The organism is Pseudomonas putida (genome assembly GCF_004357765.1).
GTDB classification, from domain to species: domain Bacteria; phylum Pseudomonadota; class Gammaproteobacteria; order Pseudomonadales; family Pseudomonadaceae; genus Aquipseudomonas; species Aquipseudomonas putida_U.
Map to the genome: position 1 here is coordinate 102,955 of NZ_SMTE01000013.1, position 17,913 is coordinate 120,867.

At 63.0% G+C, this 17,913-nt stretch carries 16 protein-coding genes and 1 pseudogene; 6 read left to right on the forward strand and 11 right to left on the reverse strand.

The window, feature by feature from the left end:
- Position 1: 1 nt before the first annotated feature.
- The 8 genes and pseudogenes from E2H86_RS20175 to E2H86_RS20210 all read right to left on the reverse strand — a co-directional run bounded on the left by E2H86_RS20175 (position 2) and on the right by E2H86_RS20210 (position 9,139).
- Entirely contained in the window at positions 2-628 is a 627-nt protein-coding gene (locus tag E2H86_RS20175) for a response regulator transcription factor (RefSeq protein WP_133331026.1), read from the reverse strand.
- 39 nt (positions 629-667) lie between these two features.
- Complete coding sequence (locus E2H86_RS20180; protein ID WP_133331028.1) at positions 668-1,396, reverse strand: fimbrial biogenesis chaperone; 729 nt, start codon at positions 1,394-1,396, stop codon at positions 668-670.
- Positions 1,397-1,531: 135 nt separating this feature from the next.
- Positions 1,532-2,707 (reverse strand): hypothetical protein, encoded by a 1,176-nt coding sequence (locus E2H86_RS20185; protein WP_133331030.1) that lies wholly within the window; start codon positions 2,705-2,707, stop codon positions 1,532-1,534.
- Positions 2,704-5,197 (reverse strand): annotated as a pseudogene (locus E2H86_RS20190) (TcfC E-set like domain-containing protein). The gene E2H86_RS20185 and the pseudogene E2H86_RS20190 overlap by 4 nt, the downstream one beginning before the upstream one ends.
- 95 nt (positions 5,198-5,292) lie before the next feature.
- On the reverse strand, positions 5,293-5,769 hold the full coding sequence (locus tag E2H86_RS20195; RefSeq protein WP_133331032.1) for a CS1 type fimbrial major subunit: 477 nt from the start codon (positions 5,767-5,769) through the stop codon (positions 5,293-5,295).
- A 215-nt stretch (positions 5,770-5,984) separates the two neighbouring features.
- Positions 5,985-7,649 (reverse strand): cation acetate symporter, encoded by a 1,665-nt coding sequence (locus tag E2H86_RS20200; RefSeq protein ID WP_133331034.1) that lies wholly within the window; start codon positions 7,647-7,649, stop codon positions 5,985-5,987.
- Entirely contained in the window at positions 7,646-7,957 is a 312-nt protein-coding gene (locus tag E2H86_RS20205) for a DUF485 domain-containing protein (protein ID WP_133331036.1), read from the reverse strand. Before E2H86_RS20205 ends, E2H86_RS20200 begins: the two co-directional genes overlap by 4 nt.
- Before the next feature lie 321 nt (positions 7,958-8,278).
- Positions 8,279-9,139: a glycine betaine ABC transporter substrate-binding protein gene (locus E2H86_RS20210; protein WP_133331038.1), complete on the reverse strand. Its 861-nt coding sequence runs from the start codon at positions 9,137-9,139 to the stop codon at positions 8,279-8,281.
- A 208-nt stretch (positions 9,140-9,347) separates the two neighbouring features.
- On the opposite strand from E2H86_RS20210, the gene E2H86_RS20215 reads away from it, so the two are divergent.
- The gene (locus E2H86_RS20215) at positions 9,348-10,901 is read left to right on the forward strand and encodes a glycoside hydrolase family 17 protein (protein ID WP_133331040.1); all 1,554 of its coding nucleotides are present in this window, start codon (positions 9,348-9,350) and stop codon (positions 10,899-10,901) included.
- A gap of 20 nt (positions 10,902-10,921) precedes the next feature.
- On the opposite strand, the gene E2H86_RS20220 is transcribed toward E2H86_RS20215, so the two are convergent.
- Positions 10,922-11,284 (reverse strand): hypothetical protein, encoded by a 363-nt coding sequence (locus E2H86_RS20220; RefSeq protein WP_133331042.1) that lies wholly within the window; start codon positions 11,282-11,284, stop codon positions 10,922-10,924.
- A gap of 229 nt (positions 11,285-11,513) precedes the next feature.
- Here E2H86_RS20220 and E2H86_RS20225 point away from each other — a divergent pair, with 229 nt between their 5' ends.
- Positions 11,514-12,812, forward strand: a complete 1,299-nt coding sequence (locus E2H86_RS20225) for a serine/threonine protein kinase (protein ID WP_133331044.1) — start codon at positions 11,514-11,516, stop codon at positions 12,810-12,812.
- A gap of 73 nt (positions 12,813-12,885) precedes the next feature.
- Positions 12,886-13,629 carry an MlaA family lipoprotein gene (locus E2H86_RS20230; protein WP_409977299.1) on the forward strand — a complete coding sequence of 248 codons (744 nt, stop codon included), beginning with the start codon at positions 12,886-12,888 and terminating at the stop codon, positions 13,627-13,629.
- A 19-nt stretch (positions 13,630-13,648) separates the two neighbouring features.
- Here the strand turns inward: E2H86_RS20230 and E2H86_RS20235 are convergent, their stop codons facing one another.
- Positions 13,649-14,797, reverse strand: a complete 1,149-nt coding sequence (locus E2H86_RS20235; RefSeq protein ID WP_133331048.1) for a patatin-like phospholipase family protein — start codon at positions 14,795-14,797, stop codon at positions 13,649-13,651.
- A gap of 62 nt (positions 14,798-14,859) precedes the next feature.
- The gene (locus tag E2H86_RS20240; protein ID WP_133331050.1) at positions 14,860-15,795 is read right to left on the reverse strand and encodes a lipid A biosynthesis lauroyl acyltransferase; all 936 of its coding nucleotides are present in this window, start codon (positions 15,793-15,795) and stop codon (positions 14,860-14,862) included.
- Positions 15,796-15,906: 111 nt separating this feature from the next.
- Here E2H86_RS20240 and minC point away from each other — a divergent pair, with 111 nt between their 5' ends.
- From minC to minE, 3 genes are all read left to right on the forward strand, one after another.
- Positions 15,907-16,665: a septum site-determining protein MinC gene (gene minC, locus E2H86_RS20245; protein ID WP_133331052.1), complete on the forward strand. Its 759-nt coding sequence runs from the start codon at positions 15,907-15,909 to the stop codon at positions 16,663-16,665.
- Positions 16,666-16,761: 96 nt separating this feature from the next.
- A complete protein-coding gene (gene minD / locus E2H86_RS20250) occupies positions 16,762-17,574 on the forward strand; it encodes a septum site-determining protein MinD (RefSeq protein ID WP_133331054.1) in 813 nt (270 codons plus the stop codon).
- 3 nt (positions 17,575-17,577) lie between these two features.
- Positions 17,578-17,832: a cell division topological specificity factor MinE gene (minE, locus tag E2H86_RS20255; protein ID WP_021782476.1), complete on the forward strand. Its 255-nt coding sequence runs from the start codon at positions 17,578-17,580 to the stop codon at positions 17,830-17,832.
- The last annotated feature ends 81 nt before the right edge of the window (positions 17,833-17,913 follow it).

Sequence of the window (17,913 nt, forward strand, 5' to 3'; positions counted from 1 at the left end):
GTCAGATCAGTTGGTTGCGACGAGCGAAATCCGCCAGGTCGATCAGGGAGTTGAGGCACAGCTTTTCCAGCAGACGCCCCTTGTAGGTACTGACCGTCTTGTTGCTGAGCAGCATGGCGTCTCCGACGGCCTTGTTGCTCAGCCCGCGGGCCAGGTGCTGCAGGATCATCAGCTCACGGTCGCTGAGCCGGGCGATGCGCTGTGCATCGGTGGCGCGCCGCTCCTGGCTGTTCACCGAACTGCGCGGCACGTCCGGGAAATAGGTGAAGCCCGACAGCACCGCGCGCACCGCCTTGCTCAGCTCATCCAGGTCGTTGGTCTTGGACACGAACCCGGCAGCCCCGGCCTGGATGCAGCGCAGGCAATAGGCTTCGGCCTGGTGCGAGGTCAACACGAGGATCTTCACCGGACGCTCCAGGCGCTGGATCCGCGCGATGACTTCCATGCCGTCCAGCCCAGGCAGACTGATGTCGAGGATGACGATGTCCGGCGCCAGTTCTCGGGCCATGTGCACCGCCTCCATGCCATTGGCGGCCTGGCCGATGACTTCCAGGCGCTCGCGGCGCAACAGCGTGCACACCGTGGCACGGATGAAAGGATGGTCGTCGACCACCAATGCTCTGTTCATGCATGTCCTCGCTTGGCTGACACCTGGAGGCACCGGAGGTCAGCCCTCCAGCACCATGGCTTTGCGGTTGGCACCTTCGTGCAGCTCGAACTGATGCACCTTGGCGGCCTCGCCTTCGAACCTGCGGCTACGACCGGGCAGCAGGTGGTGCTTGGTGGCCGGTTCACATTGCTGGTCGAGGCTCTGGCACTGGCGGAAATGGTCGAGCACCACGGTCGTGTTGCCTTGGTTGCTCACGGTCAATGCTCCGGCCTTGCGGCTGACCGAGGTCTGATAGCGGGTGTCGGCCGGGCGCACGAACAGTAGCGTGCCGTAACCGGCCAACAGGTTGACGCCCGCCTTGAGGCTGTCGCGGTACTCCTGCGCTTGCTGGTCATCCACGGCAAAACCATCGCCCGTTTCCGGCAGCACCGGAATGAACCGCAGCCGGTAGTAACGCTCCCGGTCGCGTTCTCCCCGGTACAGCAGGCGCACCGCCTGCATGCCGTGGGCCGGCACGATCAGCCGGGCCGGGCTGACCACCAGCCCCCGCTGCGCCATGGCCTGCCCGTCCACCGCGACTTCGCGGGGCGGGCCCTCGCCTTCATAGACCAGCTCGACCACGCTGACCTTGACGAAGGCGGTGGCATCACCGCCGTTGCGTATGCGTTTGAGCAAGGTGCTCCTGCCGTCTTCAAGGTAGTCATACAGCCCGCCGACGTTAAGCTCCGGCCCTGCCTGTGCCAGGCAAGGCGTCAGCGCAAGGCAAAGCACTCGCAACAGCTTCATCCGTTCATTCTCCAAGGCGGCCATCATTGATAGCCAATCAACATCATCGCGCGCATTGTGATCACAATCTGCGCACGTAAACTGCAGGAAGATTCCCTATCTCTTGTCGAAATTTCCTAACGACAACCCTCGGCCCTACATCTGCGCCTCGATCACCACCGTGACCAGGCCCTCGTAGCGACTACCCGGGTGTGCCAGCATGGCGGGCACATTGCTACCGGCCACTTCGAAATGCAGTTGTCCAGGCTGCTTCCACACGGCGCTGAGGGGTTCGATGAGCAATGCGGCTGGCTCGCGGGTAGGTATTGCCAGCCGTTCGATTGGGCGACCGTTATGTTGCAGGCCGGCTGGCAGGGTGACCGAGACATCCACTCCCACCAGGTGCCCTGCGCTTTCCCGAATGCCGCATTGGTCACCGAGTTCGTATTCGCAGCGCTTGTAGACACGTATGGGCCCGGTGGTCCAGATCCGCAATGGCATGTCACGATAGAGCTTGCTCGGCGTACCGCGCCCGCCGAGCCAGGCCCTCCAACCCCCAGGGGGTTCGAGCACGGCACGTTCGGAGCCGGCCGGAAACTCCAGATAAAGGTCGTGCTGCACATCCAGTTCGAAATTGATCGTCAGGCGCGTGTCGCTGAGGTTGCTGACCCCGTTTCCGAAGTCGAAATCTCCCCCTGGGCCGATGCTGTAGTCCACGGAGCCGCGGTAGATACCTTGCGGCATGCCGATAGGGCGTGGCATCACCAGCCTGAATTCAGCGCCAAAGTTAACGGCAGACACCGTGGCCGAGCCAAGGCCTTCAAGATCAATGTCGTAGCAGGCATCCGGAGACGCAGGCTGGTTGATTTGCCACAGGTACCGAACTCTATTGCTCCAGCGACCGGAATTGAGGTGCAGACACCCACCCCGTCCAGCCGCGCTGACCCGACCAGAAAGAAAATTCAACTGCTGGCTGATGGTGGCAAAGGAGAAGTCGAGACTGTAACTGCGCCCAAAGTCATTGAGCACCTGCACATTTCGCGCTGCCGGCATCTTGACGTAGTGGCGATCACGCACATCAGGGGCGTTGCCGATGTGGTCCTTTTGATAGGTGATGGGCAAATCGACTACAAACGGGGGTATGCCGCTTTGGCAGCGATGCGGCCAGACCGCGCAATAGTCACCAGGTGGCGTGACGTTTTCGAATCGCCCCGAAGGGTCGCCGCGATAGCGCATCTTCACATCGATTTCGACCGCGTTGCCCTGCAGCGGCCATCCACCGCAGAGCAGCACGAGCCAGAAGATCAATCCGCGCACGTTGAATGTCCTCACGTGTTGCTCCCCTTTACAGGTGCTTGCGCCTTGGCCATGCCCTCAGGCCTGCAGGCCATATCACCTGCCAGCAAGACATCGCCCTCACGCTTGAGCTTGTTGAAATCCAGCTCCAGCAGGCACAAGGCGCTGCCGCCCTTGCGCACCTCGAGCGTGGGCTGCGACTCGCTCATTTCCACGGCAAAGTGCCCACCTGCCTCGCTCACGCTGCGGCTGGCGTGGTTGATCACCTGCGCCCCGTGCAGCGGCTGGCCACGGCTGTCGAGCAAGCGCCCGAGCACCGTTACCGTGCGCATCACGCGCAAGGTGCGATAGCCCACCGCGCCGCGGTTGAGGTGGTAGTCGACACTGGTGGGCTGGATCACCGCAGCGGCCTGTTGATCCTGCTCGAGATCGAACTGCACATAGCCTGACTTGTAGACGCTCACCGGCACCAGGTTGCGCCCCGGATGCAGGGTGGCGCTCAGGCCATGCTCGTCATCGGCGCGCAGTTGCAGGCCTTCGATGTCGCTTTCGACATCCACTATGAGCCCTGCGTCGTGGGCCATGTACTGCCCGGTGACGGCGACCTTGCCTTCGCCGACGGCGACGATGCTCTGCAGGTTGAGGCCGCCACTGATCCGACCGTTCCAGGACGAGCGTTGCGCATAGGCGTCTCCTTGCAAGGCCTGGCTCTCGAACTGGGCGTTACCGCCAAACCCTGCGCCGTAGCGGTCTACCGTGGTCGTAGCGCCAACGCTGCGGAGTGCGCCCATGTCGACATCACGCTGGTAGGACAACGAAGCGTTATGGTCGCGCCCGCCGTCGTAGCCGGTGCGACTGCCGATACTGGCGGCGATGCGCTCGCCGGGGTCGCCCAGGCTCATGCTCAGCGCCAGGTTGACGCCACGGCTGCGCGCATCGCCACTGCTGCGCGTGCCCGGGCGGTCGAACAGGCTCAGCCGCCAGTTGGCGTCGGACCCCAGCAGCTTGCCGTAATAGGACCATCCGAGGTCGATCCCCAAGCCGTCGGCGGCTCCGGAGCTGTGGGCAAGGCGCACGGTCGCGGTGCTGCGGTTGTCCAGGCGGCGCGTCAACAGCAAGGACGTCTGGCTCTGTTCGCTGTAGCGCACCACTTGGCTGTGCGTGGGACGGTTGACCGATTCCAGCCACGACCGGCTGTGGCTGAGCACCAGCGAGCCAAGATCGTGGCTGTGAATGACCTGGAAGTCATAGCCGTTTCCCTGGTTCTCGGTGCGGTAGACGTTGCCGTAGAGCTTCAGGCGGTCGAGCACGTCCCAGTCCAGCGAAGTGCCATATTGCAGGGATTCATCCACCTGTTGCAGGGAAAGGCCCAGGACCGCACGCGGGTGCAGCAGGTAATTGCTCAACACCCCGGCACTGAGGCTGTCGTCATGCTGATCGTCCCAATTGCTCAACAGGCTGGTCTGCTGACCGAGGTAGAGGTTGTAGCGCCAGCGGCTGTCGGGGTTGCGCCAACTGCTGGGCTTGTAGACGAATTCTTCGGTGCGGGCGGTTTCCTGGCCATCTTCCAACAGGCGAACTTCGACCTGGTAGATACCACCGGGCAGTACCCGGGTGTCCAGCGCCTGCAAGCCGGGCTGTACCGACTGGCTGTTGATCAACACGCCATTGCGGTAGATCTCCACCACGCCCGTGCGGTTGGGGGTGACGTAGATCGGCGTCGAGCTGGGGCTGGCCATTGTCGATCAGCAGGCTGTCGCTGCTGCCGAACATCAGCCCAAGGGTGGTATCGGGACTCTGTCCCAGCAACCGTGGTTGACGGGTGAGTCCTTGGGCGCCGGGGGTGAAATAACCCAGGCGAAAAAAATGCTCATCGTGCAGGCGCTCGGCGTACAACTGGCTTACCCGATGACGGGTCTGCTCGCCACCGACGCTACCTTTGTCGGCCTGAGCATCGGCCAAGGTGGTCCATTGACCCAGGCTGGCCTGACCTTGCAACGCGTACATGCCACTGGTCTCGCTGCCATCGCTGACCATGTTGAGCTGGTTGCGCAGCAACATGCCACTGCCCTGCTCGGGCAAGGCATGGTAACGGGGAGCCTCACCGCCCAGTTCAGCGGCGTGGGTCAGCAGTGACAACTGCGAGTTGACCAAACTGTAGTGAATGGCCCGCAGCCCGTCAGGGCAATCCTGCTGGCAGCTACCCAACGGGCGCCCGGTTGCCAGGCGCTCCTGCCAACGGCGGCGCAGGGTCTCTGGCTCGCGACTGTCATAGTGGTCGGTGAACTCCAGCAACTGCACGCGCTCGTCGCGGCTGAGCACCACCATGGCATCGCCCAGGTAGCGACCATCCAGGTCGACCCGCACCGCCAGGGGCACATCGAAAAAATGTTCTTCGAACTCGCGCGGCAGGCCCTGGGCCTGGCTGACCACGCCCATGGCGGTGGTAGCAGGCTCGGCTGCGGCCGGCAGCACGGCAAGGCTGGCTGCAAGCAGCAACGTTCTTGTAGAGGCAGAAAGGGGCATTACCGTACCTGCAGACGATATCCGCCCTCACCCCCAGGCATTGCCCGAGGGTGAAGGTGGATAACGAAGGATGAAAAGGAAGGTATGCAGCCAGATCAGGGCGCAGCGGTTTCGAACATCATGCTGACCAGGCCTTGATAGAGACCTGGCTTGTAGCCACCGGCCGGCACTTGCGGCGCGACCTCGAAGTCGACGATCGCACCTGGGGCGGCCTGGACATCGGTCAGAATCTCGGCAGCGCTGGTGGTCAGTACGGTGTCACCGATCTTGACGTCCAGGTCGATGGCGTCCAGGCCACTGCTGACCACGGCCGGCGACAGCAGGTGGGCGGTGATCGGGCCGATGGTGCTCTTGGCCTGCAGCTGCTTGCGCACTGGGGTCAGGCGACCTTGAAACGAGTTCCAGGCCATGTCCTGCGGGTCGTTCATCCAGTTGCCACCGACCGGTTCGACATAGAAAGCAGCGGTGGGAACGGTGGCGGTGATCAACACCTGTTTCTCGATCGGGTCTTCGGCCATGGCCGGGCCGGCGGCGAGTACGGCGAAGGGAAGTGCCAGCATGAGTGCTTTCACGAGTGAATCTCCTGGAAACCTGTAGACATAAGCTTTGATTGACGGTCAATCAGGCGCATTGCCGTTGACAGGGCGGATTATTCGTAATTACCCACACTGGAAATACGGGAACCCTCTGAGCGGCTTGTTGAAATTTCCTGGCGACAAAGGGCAAGACTTGCCAGACAGCAAAACGCCCCGACCAGCGGGGCGTATTGCTCAAGCGTCGACCAAGGTCAGTGGGATACCGCCCCGCTGGCCCCCAGGCCGGTCTGCGAACGCACGAACTGCGGGAAGAACAGCGCCCGCTCCTCGTCGGCCGCCTTGGACTTGTCGGTGATCGAGAAGAACCAGATTCCGACGAAGGCGATGAGCATCGAGAACAGCGCCGGGTACTCGTACGGGTAGATCGGTTTCTCGTGGCCGAGGATCTGCACCCAGATGGTCGGGCCGAGGATCATCAGCGTCACCGCACTCACCAGGCCCAGCCAGCCGCCGATCATGGCGCCACGGGTGGTCAGTTTCTTCCAGTACATCGAGAGCAGCAGTACCGGGAAGTTGCAGCTGGCGGCGATGGAGAAGGCCAGGCCGACCATGAACGCGATGTTCTGCTTCTCGAACAGGATGCCCAGGCCGATCGCCAGCACGCCGAGGGCGATGGTGGTGATCTTCGAGACGCGGATTTCATCCTTGTCGTTGGCCTTGCCCTTGCGCCAGACGCTGGCGTACAGGTCGTGGGAAACCGCCGAAGCGCCGGCCAGGGTCAGACCGGCGACCACCGCCAGAATGGTGGCGAAGGCCACTGCCGAGATGAAGCCGAGGAAGATGCTGCCACCCACGGCATCGGCCAGATGCACCGCTGCCATGTTGTTGCCACCCAGCAGGGCGCCGGCGGCGTCCTTGAAGTCCGGGTTGGTGCTGACCAGCAGGATCGCGCCGAAGCCGATGATGAAGGTCAGGATGTAGAAGTAGCCGATGAAGCCGGTGGCGTACAGCACGCTCTTGCGCGCTTCCTTGGCGTCACTGACGGTGAAGAAGCGCATCAGGATGTGCGGCAGACCCGCAGTACCGAACATCAGTGCCAGACCCAGGGAGAACGCCGAGATCGGGTCCTTGACCAGACCGCCCGGGCTCATGATCGCTTCGCCCTTGCTGTGTACCTTGATCGCCTCGGAGAACAGCGTGTTGAAGTCGAAGCCGACGTGCTTCATCACCATCAGCGCCATGAAGCTGGCACCGGAGAGCAGCAGCACGGCCTTGATGATCTGTACCCAGGTGGTCGCCAGCATGCCGCCGAACAGCACGTACAGGCACATCAGGATACCTACCAGGATGACCGCGACATGGTAGTCGAGGCCGAACAGCAGCTCGATCAGCTTGCCGGCACCGACCATCTGGGCGATCAGATAGAACGCCACCACCACCAGCGAACCGGAAGCCGAGAGGGTGCGAATTTCCTTCTGACCGAGGCGGTACGAGGCGACGTCGGCAAAGGTGTACTTGCCCAGGTTGCGCAGGCGCTCGGCGATCAGGAAGAGGATGATCGGCCAACCGACCAGGAAGCCGATGGAGTAGATCAGACCGTCATAGCCAGAGGTGAACACCAGGGCGGAAATACCCAGGAAGGAAGCTGCCGACATGTAGTCGCCGGCAATGGCCAGCCCGTTCTGGAACCCGGTGATCTTGCCCCCGGCGGCGTAGTAGTCCGCCGCCGACTTGTTGCGCTTGGAGGCCCAGTAGGTGATACCGAGGGTGAAGGCCACGAAGGCCACGAACATGGCGATTGCCGAGAGGTTCAGCGGTTGTTTCTGCACCTCGCCGGTGAGCGCATCGGCGGCCCACAGGGCGGGTGCGAAAACGCTGCAGGCCAGGGCGGCCAGAGTTTTGGAATGGCGAATCATTGTTGCGCCTCCTGGAGAATGGCCTTGTTCAGCTCATCGAACTCGCCGTTGGCGCGGCGCACGTAGATGGCGGTCAGGACGAATGCCGAGACGATCAGGCCGACGCCCAGGGGAATGCCCCAGGTGATCGACGATCCAGGGCTGAGCTTGGCGCCCAGAATCTGGGGACCGTAGGCGATCAGGAGGATGAAGCCGCAGTACAGGCCGAGCATGATCGCCGAGAGAATCCAGGCGAAGCGTTCACGTTTGCTGACCAGCTCCTTGAAGCGCGGGCTGTTTTGTATCGAGAGGTAAATGCTGTCGTTCATTGTTTTTGTCCTAGCAGCACAGATCAGGGAGAACCCACTGTCACTTTATGCTGCCTTCGGACGCCAACCAGACGACCTTAGTCTTATATGTAAGAGTGTTTTGCAGGATTGGTAACAACAAAAAGGCTCTTCACGGAATGTTGAGAAAGAGAGGGGGATGGGTTTAGCGGCATTTCGGGGGGCGCCAGGTGCTTGTCTTGGGGGGTAAGGCGGCGCTCGATCTCACAGGCGCCAAATACCTTACGGCAGGCATTAAAAGGCCAATGTGGCCCCTTCGCGGGGGTCGGCCGCGAGGCGTCCACATTGGCCTTCGTTACGGAATTACTTGCCGGTCCACTCCTTGACCCTCTCCGGATGCTTGGCCACCCAATCCTTGGCCGCCGCTTCCGGCTTGGCACCGTCCTGGATCGCCAGCATCACTTCGCCGATCTCATCCTTGGACTGCCACTGGAACTTCTTCAGGAACTCGGCCACTTCCGGCGCCTTCTTGTCCAGCTCCTTGCTGCCGATGTTGTTGACCGTTTCCGCAGCGCCATACACGCCCTTCGGATCTTCGAGGAACTTGAGCTTCCACTTGGCGAACATCCAGTGCGGCACCCAACCGGTGACAGCGATCGACTGCTGCTTGGGATAGGCACGTCCCAACTCGGCGGTCATGCCCGCGCCCGAGCTTGCCTGGAGTTTGTAACCGGTCAGGTCGTAATCCTTGATCGCCTGCTCGGTCTTGATCATCACACCCGAGCCTGCGTCGATGCCGACGATACGCTGCTTGAAGCTGTCGTCGGTCTTGAGGTCGGCGATACTGTTTGCCTTGACGTACTCAGGCACGATCAAGCCGATCTTGGCGTCCTTGAAGTTCGCCCCGTAGTCGACGACCTTGTCCTTGTTCTTGGCCCAGTACTCGCCGTGGGTAACCGGCAACCAGGCAGACAGCATGGCATCGAGCTTGCCGGTGGCCACGCCCTGCCACATGATGCCTGCCGCTACCGCCTGCAGCTTGACGTCATAGCCGAGCTTTTGCTTGATCACTTCAGCTGCCACGTTGGTGGTCGCCACACTGTCGGCCCAACCATCCACGTAGCCGATGCTGACTTCCTTGGCCATGGCCTGCGCAGCGCCCATGGTCAATACCACGGCGGCACCCACGCCCAGGAAACGACGCATTCTTGTAAAAGTAGCCATCAAAGCATTCCCTCGTCAGGTCTTGGAGACCCCATCATCTGCCTGCCACCTCAAGCGACCTGCTCCAGCAGCGACCCTTAACCTCACCCTTTGCGACAGCACTATGCCATTAGCGGCGTTCTCCTACCCCAACCTGCGCGATCCTTGCATGCCAAAGGTTTGGCGCCGGGCTACTATCTAACGTTTTGCCGCCAACGATGGATCGCCCATGCCTGCCCCCTCTCGCCAGATGTCGCTATCGTACCTGCTGACCTGCCTGCTCGCCCTACTCGGGCTCGCAGGGCTCTGGTACGGGCTGGGCAGGCCGGTGCAGTTGGCCGATGCCGCCAGCCCCACGCACAAGCTGCAGTGCGCTTCCTACACACCGTTCGACAAGGACCAGTCGCCGTTCGACCAGCCGTTTCGCCTGCGTCCGGCGCGCATGGACGCCGACCTGGCGCTGCTGGCCGAACGATTTCAGTGCATCCGCACTTATTCGATGACCGGTCTCGAGGCGATTCCGGCGCTGGCGCGCAAACATGGGCTGAAGGTGATGCTGGGCGCCTGGGTCAACGCCAACCCGGTGGACACCGACAAGGAAGTGGATCTGCTGATCGCTGCGGCGAACGCCAACCCCGACGTGGTCAGCGCGGTGATCGTCGGCAACGAGGCACTGTTGCGCAAGGAAGTCACCGGCGACCGCCTGGCTACCCTGATCGGAAAAGTCAAAAGCCAGGTCAAGGTGCCGGTGACCTACGCCGATGTCTGGGAGTTCTGGTTGCAGCACCCGCAGGTGGCACCAGCGGTGGACTTCCTGACCATTCACCTGCTGCCCTATTGGGAAGACGATCCGCGAGGGATCGACGATGCCCTGGCCCATGTCGGCGAGGTACGCCGGACTTTCGCCGCACGCTTCGCGCCCAAGGGCATCTTCATCGGCGAGACCGGCTGGCCCAGTGAAGGCCGCCAGCGCGAGACCGCCGTGCCCAGCCGGGTCAACGAGGCACGCTTCATCCGCGGTTTCGTGGCCATGGCCGAAGCCAACGGTTGGGACTACAACCTGATCGAAGCATTCGACCAGCCCTGGAAACGCGCCAATGAAGGCGCGGTGGGCGGTTACTGGGGTCTGTACGATGCCGACCGCCAGGACAAGGGCGTGCTCGAAGGCCCGGTCAGCAACCTGCATCATTGGCCCCACTGGCTGCTCGCCTGTACCGCGCTGATGCTGGCGATGCTGTGGCTGGCTGGGCGCCCTGCCAGCCTTGGCGCGGCCCTGCTGCTGCCGTTGCTGGCGGCCTTCGGCGCCGCTTGCCTGGGTCTGTGGGGCGAGCTGATGCGCACCCATGCACGCTTCGCCGGCGAATGGCTGTGGGCGCTGGCGTTGGCGGGACTGAACCTGCTGGTGCTGGCCCATGGGGTACTTGGCCTGGCGCACGTTGCAGGCTGGCGCCAACGGCTGTTCGTCTGGCTCCAGGCCCGGGCTGGCTGGCTCTTGCTGGCGGCAGGGTTCGCCGCAGCGGTGAGCATGCTGGCGATGGTGTTCGACCCGCGCTATCGCAGTTTCCCGACTGCCGCGCTGGCACTGCCGGCGCTGGTGTATGCCGTGCGGCCGGTGGCGGCGGCGCGGGCCGAAGTGGCTTTGCTGGCGGTGATCGTCGGAGGCGGGGTGCTGCCGCAATTGTACCGGGAAGGGCTGGAGAACCAGCAGGCCTGGGGCTGGGCGCTGGTTGGGGTGGTGATGACGCTGGGCCTTTGGCGGAGTTTGCGGGTGGGCCGGGCTTGAGATCGGCCCACACCCTGGATCTACCGACGGGCCCTAACCAACCGCAACCCAGCCAACACCACGGCGAACACCGCGATGCTGGCGGTATACAACACCAGCGCAGGCACGCCGAACAGCAATGCCAGTCCCGCCAGCCAAGCCCCCAACCGCCCCGGCACCCACTGCGCCACCAGCGCCAACGCCAAGCCGCTCCAGGCCAGGATCTGATGGTGAATGGTCAACCCCAGCAGCGACCGGGCCTGGCACTGCCAATACGGCCCGGCCCCTGTGCACAGCCCGACCCATTGCCCATCCTCCATCAACCCATAGCGCACGGCGAAGCTTGCAGCCAGCCACATCGCCAGGAACGAGGCCACGACAACCACCGGCAGGGTACGAGACATCCTGTTCTCCAAAAGCGGTAAAGGTAAGCGGGCATCATCACCCAAGTGCCATTGCAAGGCAAAATCGTCCTCATGCAGCTATGTTGCAGAGAACAAACCTGCGCCGCCACAGACTGGCGCGGCAATAACTGGCGCGACAAAGACCGCAACACCTTGGCAACTTTGCCATGACGGTCGTGGTCCTAGCCTGCATATCGCACGACCTTGCTTGCTTTCCCTGGGGGACACCATGCTTCGACCTTGGCGCTTCGCCGCTTTTCTCGGCGGCCTGCTATTGGCTACGGCCGCTTCAGCGCGGGATATCGACGCCGCAAGCTATGGCTATCCGCTGACCAACCCGTTCGAGGCGACCATCGCCACCACCCCGCCGGAGCAACGCCCGACGTTGCCCAGCGACGATGACATCACGCAATCGGACTACAGCCTGAACCTGCGTCCGGACCGTGAGTTCACCTTGCCGGACAACTTCTGGCCGGTGAAGAAGCTCAAGTACCGCTTGGCCCGACAGGACCGCGAAGCGCCGTTGATCTTCATCATCGCCGGCACCGGCGCGCCCTATACCAGCAGCATCAACGAATACCTGAAGAAGCTCTTCTACCAGGCCGGCTTCCATGTGGTGCAACTGTCCTCCCCGACCAGCTGGGACTTCATGAGCGCCGCCTCGCGCTTTGCCACCCCCGGGGTCAGCCAGGAGGACGCCAAGGACCTCTATCACGTGATGCAGGCCATTCGCGCGCAACAAGCCCGCCTGCCGGTCAGCGATTTCTACCTCACCGGCTACAGCCTCGGCGCGCTGGATGCCGCGTTCGTCAGCCACTTGGATGAAACCCGGCGCAGCTTCAACTTCAAGCGCGTGTTGCTGCTCAATCCACCGGTCAACCTGTACACCTCGATCAACAACCTGGACAAACTGGTGCAGACCCAGGTCAAGGGCATCGACCGTGGCACCACGTTCTACGAACTGATGCTGAGCAAGCTCACCCGCTACTTCCAGGACAAGGGCTACATCGACCTCAACGATGCCCTGTTGTATGACTTCCAGCAGTCGCGTCAACACTTGTCCAATGAACAGATGGCCATGCTCATCGGCACCTCGTTCCGCTTCTCGGCCGCCGACATCGCCTTTACGTCTGACCTGATCAACCGACGCGGCCTGATCATCCCGCCGAAATACCCGATCACCGAAGGCACCAGCCTCACGCCGTTCTTCAAACGGGCCCTGCAATGCGATTTCGATTGCTACATGACCGAGCAGGTGATTCCCATGTGGCGCGCCCGCACCAACGGCGGCAGCATCCTGCAACTGGTCGACCAGGTCAGCCTGTACGCCCTGGAAGATTACCTGCACAAGAGCCCGAAGATCGCCGTGATGCACAACGCTGACGACGTGATCCTAGGCCCCGGCGACATCGGTTTCCTGCGCAGGGTGTTCGGCGACCGCCTGACCCTGTACCCCCATGGCGGCCATTGCGGCAACCTCAACTACCGCGTCAACAGCGACGCCATGCTGGAGTTCTTCCGTGGTTAACAAACTCTTCCTCGTCACTGCCCTGCTCGCTGCCGGCAATGCCTTGGCACAAGAGCCCGCGCCACGGGCCAGCGTGATAGAAGCCGACCCGCAGGTGACTGCCGCGCCGCTGGCGCCGGAAGCCGACGGTTTCATCGATCCGTTGCGCGAACTGAAATTCAACCCTGGCCTCGACCAGCGCGAGTTCGAGCGCTCGACCCTGGAGGCGCTAAACGTCTATGACCCGCTGGAATCGATGAACCGGCGCATCTACCACTTCAACTACCGTCTGGACCAATGGGTCCTGCTGCCCCTGGTCAACGGCTACCAGTACGTCACCCCGCACTTCGTGCGCACCGGGGTGAGCAACTTCTTCAGCAACCTGGGCGATGTACCGAACCTGTTCAACAGCGTGCTGCAACTCAAGCCCAGGCGCTCGGCGGAAATCACCGCACGGTTGATGTTCAACACCCTGCTCGGCGTGGGCGGGCTGTGGGATCCGGCGACCAAGATGGGCCTGCCCAAACAGAATGAGGACTTCGGCCAGACCCTGGGCTTCTACGGTGTGCCCGAGGGACCGTACCTGATGTTACCGGTGCTGGGTCCCTCGAACCTGCGCGATACCACCGGGCTGGTGGTGGACTATGCGGGCGAGGACGCGATCAACTACCTGAACGTGGCCGAAGCCAGCAGCGACCACCCCGAGATCTTCGCGTTGCGCGTGGTGGACAAGCGCTACACCACCAACTTCCGCTACGGTCAGCTCAATTCGCCGTTCGAGTACGAGAAAGTGCGGTATGTGTATACCCAGGCGCGCAAGCTACAGATCGCGGAGTAGACAAGCCTCACGGAACACCTCATACCCCGAGAAACTGCTGCAGTTGCTGGCGCTTGGCCAAGGCATCCCGGCGCCCCAGTTCGATCAGTTCGCTGCAGTAGCTGGCCTCGAACAACAGGTAGCTCAACACCCCCGCGCCACTGGTCCGCGTCGCCCCCGGCCCGCGCAAGAAGGTGCGCAAGGCTGAGGGCAGTTCGCGTCGGTGGCGTGCGGCGATCTCGTCCAGTGGCTGGCTGGGCGCCACCACCAACACCTCGATCGGCGCCAGCCCAAGGTGCCGTGCATTGAGGTGGGCCGGCAGCAGGTGACTGAGGTGGTTGAGCCGCTGCAGCAGTTCGATGTCGTCTTCGAGGCTGTCGATGAACGTACTGTTGAGCATGTGCACGCCGATCTGCGCCAGGCTCGGCTGCTGGCCGCTGAATACCCGTTGGGCCGTCGGCGGCGCCGGCGGCCGCTGCGGGTTGCCGCTGACGCCAACCACCAGCACGCGGCTCGCGCCCAGATGCAGGGCCGGGCTGATCGGCGCCGACTGGCGCACCGCACCGTCGCCATAGTACTCGTCGCCCAGGCGTACCGGGGCGAACAGCAGCGGGATGGCGGCGCTGGCCAGCAGGTGATCGATCGACAAGCGCGTCGGCACGCCGATGCGCCGATGGCGCAACCAGGGGTCGATAGTGCCGCGGCCCTGGTAGAAGGTCACTGCCTGGCCCGATTCGTAGCCGAATGCGGTCACTGCCACGGCGCGTAACTGCTCGGCCGCCAAGGCGTTATCGATGCCGCTGAGGTTCAGGTGCGAGGTCAGCAGACCGCGTAATGGACTGCTGTCGAGCAGGGCCACCGGTGCTTGCCCACCGACGCCCAACAGGCTGTGGCCGACGAAGCGGCTGGCCTGGCGGATCACGCCGGGCCAGTCGCTGCGCATCACCAGGTGGCTTCGGAAGTTCTGCCAGAAAGCCGTCAGGCGCTCGATCGCCTCACCGAAACGGGCAGCGCCGCTGGCCAGGGCCACGGCGTTGATCGCCCCGGCCGAGGTCCCGACGATCACCGGAAACGGATTGGGCGTGCCTGGCGGCAACACCTCGGCGAGGCCGGCCAGCACCCCGACCTGATAGGCCGCGCGCGCACCGCCGCCAGAGAGGATCAGACCGGTTACCGGAGATGGGGCCATTGAGGGTTCCTGGGTTGGTGGTGTGTCAGTCCCGCGAAGAGGCCAGCACTGACACCCTGATATCAGCGTTTCTTCTTGTCGTACAGCCGCGGCGCCCCTTCGGGCCGCGACTTGAAACGTCGGTGCGCCCACAGGTACTGCTCAGGGCACTCGCGCAACACCCCTTCGATCCACTGGTTGATGCGCAGGCAATCGGCCTCCTCGCTCTCACCCGGGAAGTCGGCGAGCGGCGGATGCACCACCAGGCGATAGCCGCTGCCATCTTCAAGGCGCTTCTGGGTGAAGGGAATCACCTGCGCCTTGCCCAACCGGGCGAACTTGGTCGTGGCGGTGACCGTCGCCGCCGGAATGCCGAACAGCGGCACGAACAGGCTCTGCTTGGCCCCATAGTCCTGGTCCGGCGCGTACCAGATGGCGCGGCCCGAACGCAGCAGCTTGAGCATGCCGCGCACGTCCTCGCGCTCCACCGCCAGCGAGTCGAGGTTGTGCCGTTCGCGGCCACGGCGCTGGATGAAGTCGAACAACGGGTTACCGTGCTCGCGGTACATACCGTCGATGGTATGGGCCTGGCCCAGCAGCGCGGCGCCGATTTCAAGGGTAGTGAAGTGCACCGCCATGAGGATCGCGCCCTGCCCGGCCTGCTGCTCCGCTTGCAGGTGCTCGATGCCCTCGATGTGCGCCAATCGCGCCAATCTGGCCTTGGGCCACCACCAGCTCATGGCCATTTCGAAGAAGGCGATACCGGTGGAGGCGAAATTGGCCTTCAACAAACGGCGCCGTTCGTCGTCGGACATTTCCGGGAAACACAACTCCAGATTGCGCGCGGCAATCCGCCGGCGCTCACCGGCCAGGCGATACATCACGGCGCCCAGGGCACTGCCCAGCGCCAGCAAGGCGCGGTACGGCAACTGCACCACCAGCCACAGCAGGCCCAGGCCCAGCCAGAGGCCCCAGAAACGTGGGTGGAGGAAATAGGGTCGAAAACGCGGGCGTTCCATTGAAGCTTCCGGAAAGACAAAGGCCGGGCATTCTACAACGGTTCGGCATCGGTTGCGGCCAACCGGTCTTATCGTTATAAGTCAGGGCACTTTTTTCGCAACTTGCCGTCTATGCAGACCATGAGCACAAACCCCACCCCCGACACCGCCTCCGTGTTCCAGCTCAAGGGCAGCATGCTCGCCATCACTGTGCTGGAACTGGGGCGCAACGACCTGGAAGCCCTCGACCGCCAATTGGCGGCGAAAGTGGCCCAGGCGCCGAACTTCTTCAGCAACACGCCCCTGGTGCTGGCCTTGGACAAGCTGCCGGCCAACGAAGGGGCGATCGACCTGCCCGGGCTGATGCGCATCTGCCGCCACCATGGTCTGCGCACCCTGGCCCTGCGCGCCAGTCGCATCGAGGACATCGCCGCGGCGATCGCCATCGACCTGCCCGTGCTACCACCCTCCGGTGCCCGCGAGCGACCGCTGGAACCCGAGCCCGAGGTCAAGAAGCCCGAACCGCCACCACCGCCGCCGCCACCGGCAGAACCCGAAGTGCGCCCAACCCGCATCGTCACCACGCCGGTACGCGGCGGCCAGCAGATCTACGCCCAGGGCGGCGACCTGGTGGTGGTCGGTTCGGTCAGCCCGGGTGCGGAACTTCTCGCCGATGGCAACATCCATGTGTACGGTGCCATGCGCGGCCGTGCCCTGGCGGGCATCAAGGGCAACACCAAGGCACGTATCTTCTGCTATCAGATGACCGCCGAACTGGTCTCCATCGCCGGCCAGTACCGGGTCTGCGAAGAGCTGCGGCGTGACCCGCTGTGGGGCGCCGGGGTGCAGGTCAGCCTGTCTGGCGATGTGTTGAACATCACCCGTCTTTAACGGATACTTGCCGGCATTTTTAGCGCAACTTTTTTCTCGTTGCCGTTTTTTGTATTTGCAGGGACTCGCGTCCCGTTTATTTAGGGGTGAAACACCTTGGCCAAGATTCTCGTCGTTACTTCCGGCAAGGGGGGCGTGGGCAAGACCACCACCAGCGCCGCTATCGGTACCGGCCTCGCTCTGCGGGGCTACAAGACGGTCATCGTCGACTTCGACGTGGGCCTGCGTAACCTCGACCTGATCATGGGCTGCGAGCGCCGCGTGGTGTACGACTTCGTCAACGTGGTCAACGGCGAGGCCAACCTGCAACAGGCCCTGATCAAGGACAAACGCCTCGAGAACTTGTTCGTGCTGGCCGCCAGCCAGACCCGCGACAAGGACGCGCTGACCCAGGAAGGCGTGGAGAAGGTGCTGATGGAGCTGAAGGAAAGCTTCGACTACGTCATCTGCGACTCCCCGGCCGGTATCGAGAAGGGTGCACACCTGGCGATGTACTTCGCCGACGAAGCCATCGTCGTGACCAACCCTGAAGTATCCTCGGTTCGTGACTCCGACCGCATGCTGGGCATTCTGTCGAGCAAGTCGCGCCGCTCCGAAAACGGCGAAGAGCCGATCAAGGAGCACCTGCTGATCACCCGCTACCACCCCGAGCGCGTCGAGAAGGGCGAAATGCTCAGCATCGCCGACGTCGAGGAAATCCTGGCAATCAAGCTCAAGGGCGTGATCCCCGAGTCGCAGGCCGTACTGAAGGCCTCCAACCAGGGTATCCCGGTCATCCTCGACGACCAGAGCGATGCCGGTCAGGCCTACAGCGACACCGTCGACCGTCTGTTGGGCAAAGAAAAGCCACTGCGCTTTATCGACGTGCCGAAGCAAGGATTCTTCGCGCGCCTGTTTGGAGGCAAATAAACCATGAACCTTTTTGACTTCTTTCGTGGCAGGCAGAAACAGAGCAGCGCGTCGGTAGCGAAAGAGCGTCTACAGATCATCGTGGCGCACGAGCGCGGCCAGCGCAGCGAGCCCGACTACCTGCCGGCCTTGCAGAAGGAATTGCTCGAGGTGATCCGCAAGTATGTGAACATCGGCAACGACGATGTGCACATCGAACTGGAAAACCAGGGTAGCTGCTCGATTCTGGAACTGAACATCACCTTGCCCGATCGCTGATCGGGTATCGACCATTGGGGCTGCGTTGCAGCCCATCGCGGGACAAGCCCGCTCCCACAGGTGCGACACCAATCCTGTAGG

What these genes read in the sequence shown, in the direction of transcription:
- E2H86_RS20225 (WP_133331044.1), top strand. Translation starts at nt 11,514, where the DNA reads ATGCTTCGACCTTGGCGCTTCGCCGCTTTTCTCGGCGGCCTGCTATTG.
- E2H86_RS20235 (WP_133331048.1), bottom strand. Translation starts at nt 14,797, where the DNA reads ATGGCCCCATCTCCGGTAACCGGTCTGATCCTCTCTGGCGGCGGTGCG.
- E2H86_RS20210 (WP_133331038.1), bottom strand. Translation starts at nt 9,139, where the DNA reads ATGGCTACTTTTACAAGAATGCGTCGTTTCCTGGGCGTGGGTGCCGCC.
- E2H86_RS20180 (WP_133331028.1), bottom strand. Translation starts at nt 1,396, where the DNA reads ATGAAGCTGTTGCGAGTGCTTTGCCTTGCGCTGACGCCTTGCCTGGCA.
- E2H86_RS20175 (WP_133331026.1), bottom strand. Translation starts at nt 628, where the DNA reads ATGAACAGAGCATTGGTGGTCGACGACCATCCTTTCATCCGTGCCACG.
- E2H86_RS20240 (WP_133331050.1), bottom strand. Translation starts at nt 15,795, where the DNA reads ATGGAACGCCCGCGTTTTCGACCCTATTTCCTCCACCCACGTTTCTGG.
- E2H86_RS20220 (WP_133331042.1), bottom strand. Translation starts at nt 11,284, where the DNA reads ATGTCTCGTACCCTGCCGGTGGTTGTCGTGGCCTCGTTCCTGGCGATG.
- E2H86_RS20215 (WP_133331040.1), top strand. Translation starts at nt 9,348, where the DNA reads ATGCCTGCCCCCTCTCGCCAGATGTCGCTATCGTACCTGCTGACCTGC.
- E2H86_RS20200 (WP_133331034.1), bottom strand. Translation starts at nt 7,649, where the DNA reads ATGATTCGCCATTCCAAAACTCTGGCCGCCCTGGCCTGCAGCGTTTTC.
- minE (WP_021782476.1), top strand. Translation starts at nt 17,578, where the DNA reads ATGAACCTTTTTGACTTCTTTCGTGGCAGGCAGAAACAGAGCAGCGCG.
- E2H86_RS20205 (WP_133331036.1), bottom strand. Translation starts at nt 7,957, where the DNA reads ATGAACGACAGCATTTACCTCTCGATACAAAACAGCCCGCGCTTCAAG.
- minC (WP_133331052.1), top strand. Translation starts at nt 15,907, where the DNA reads ATGCAGACCATGAGCACAAACCCCACCCCCGACACCGCCTCCGTGTTC.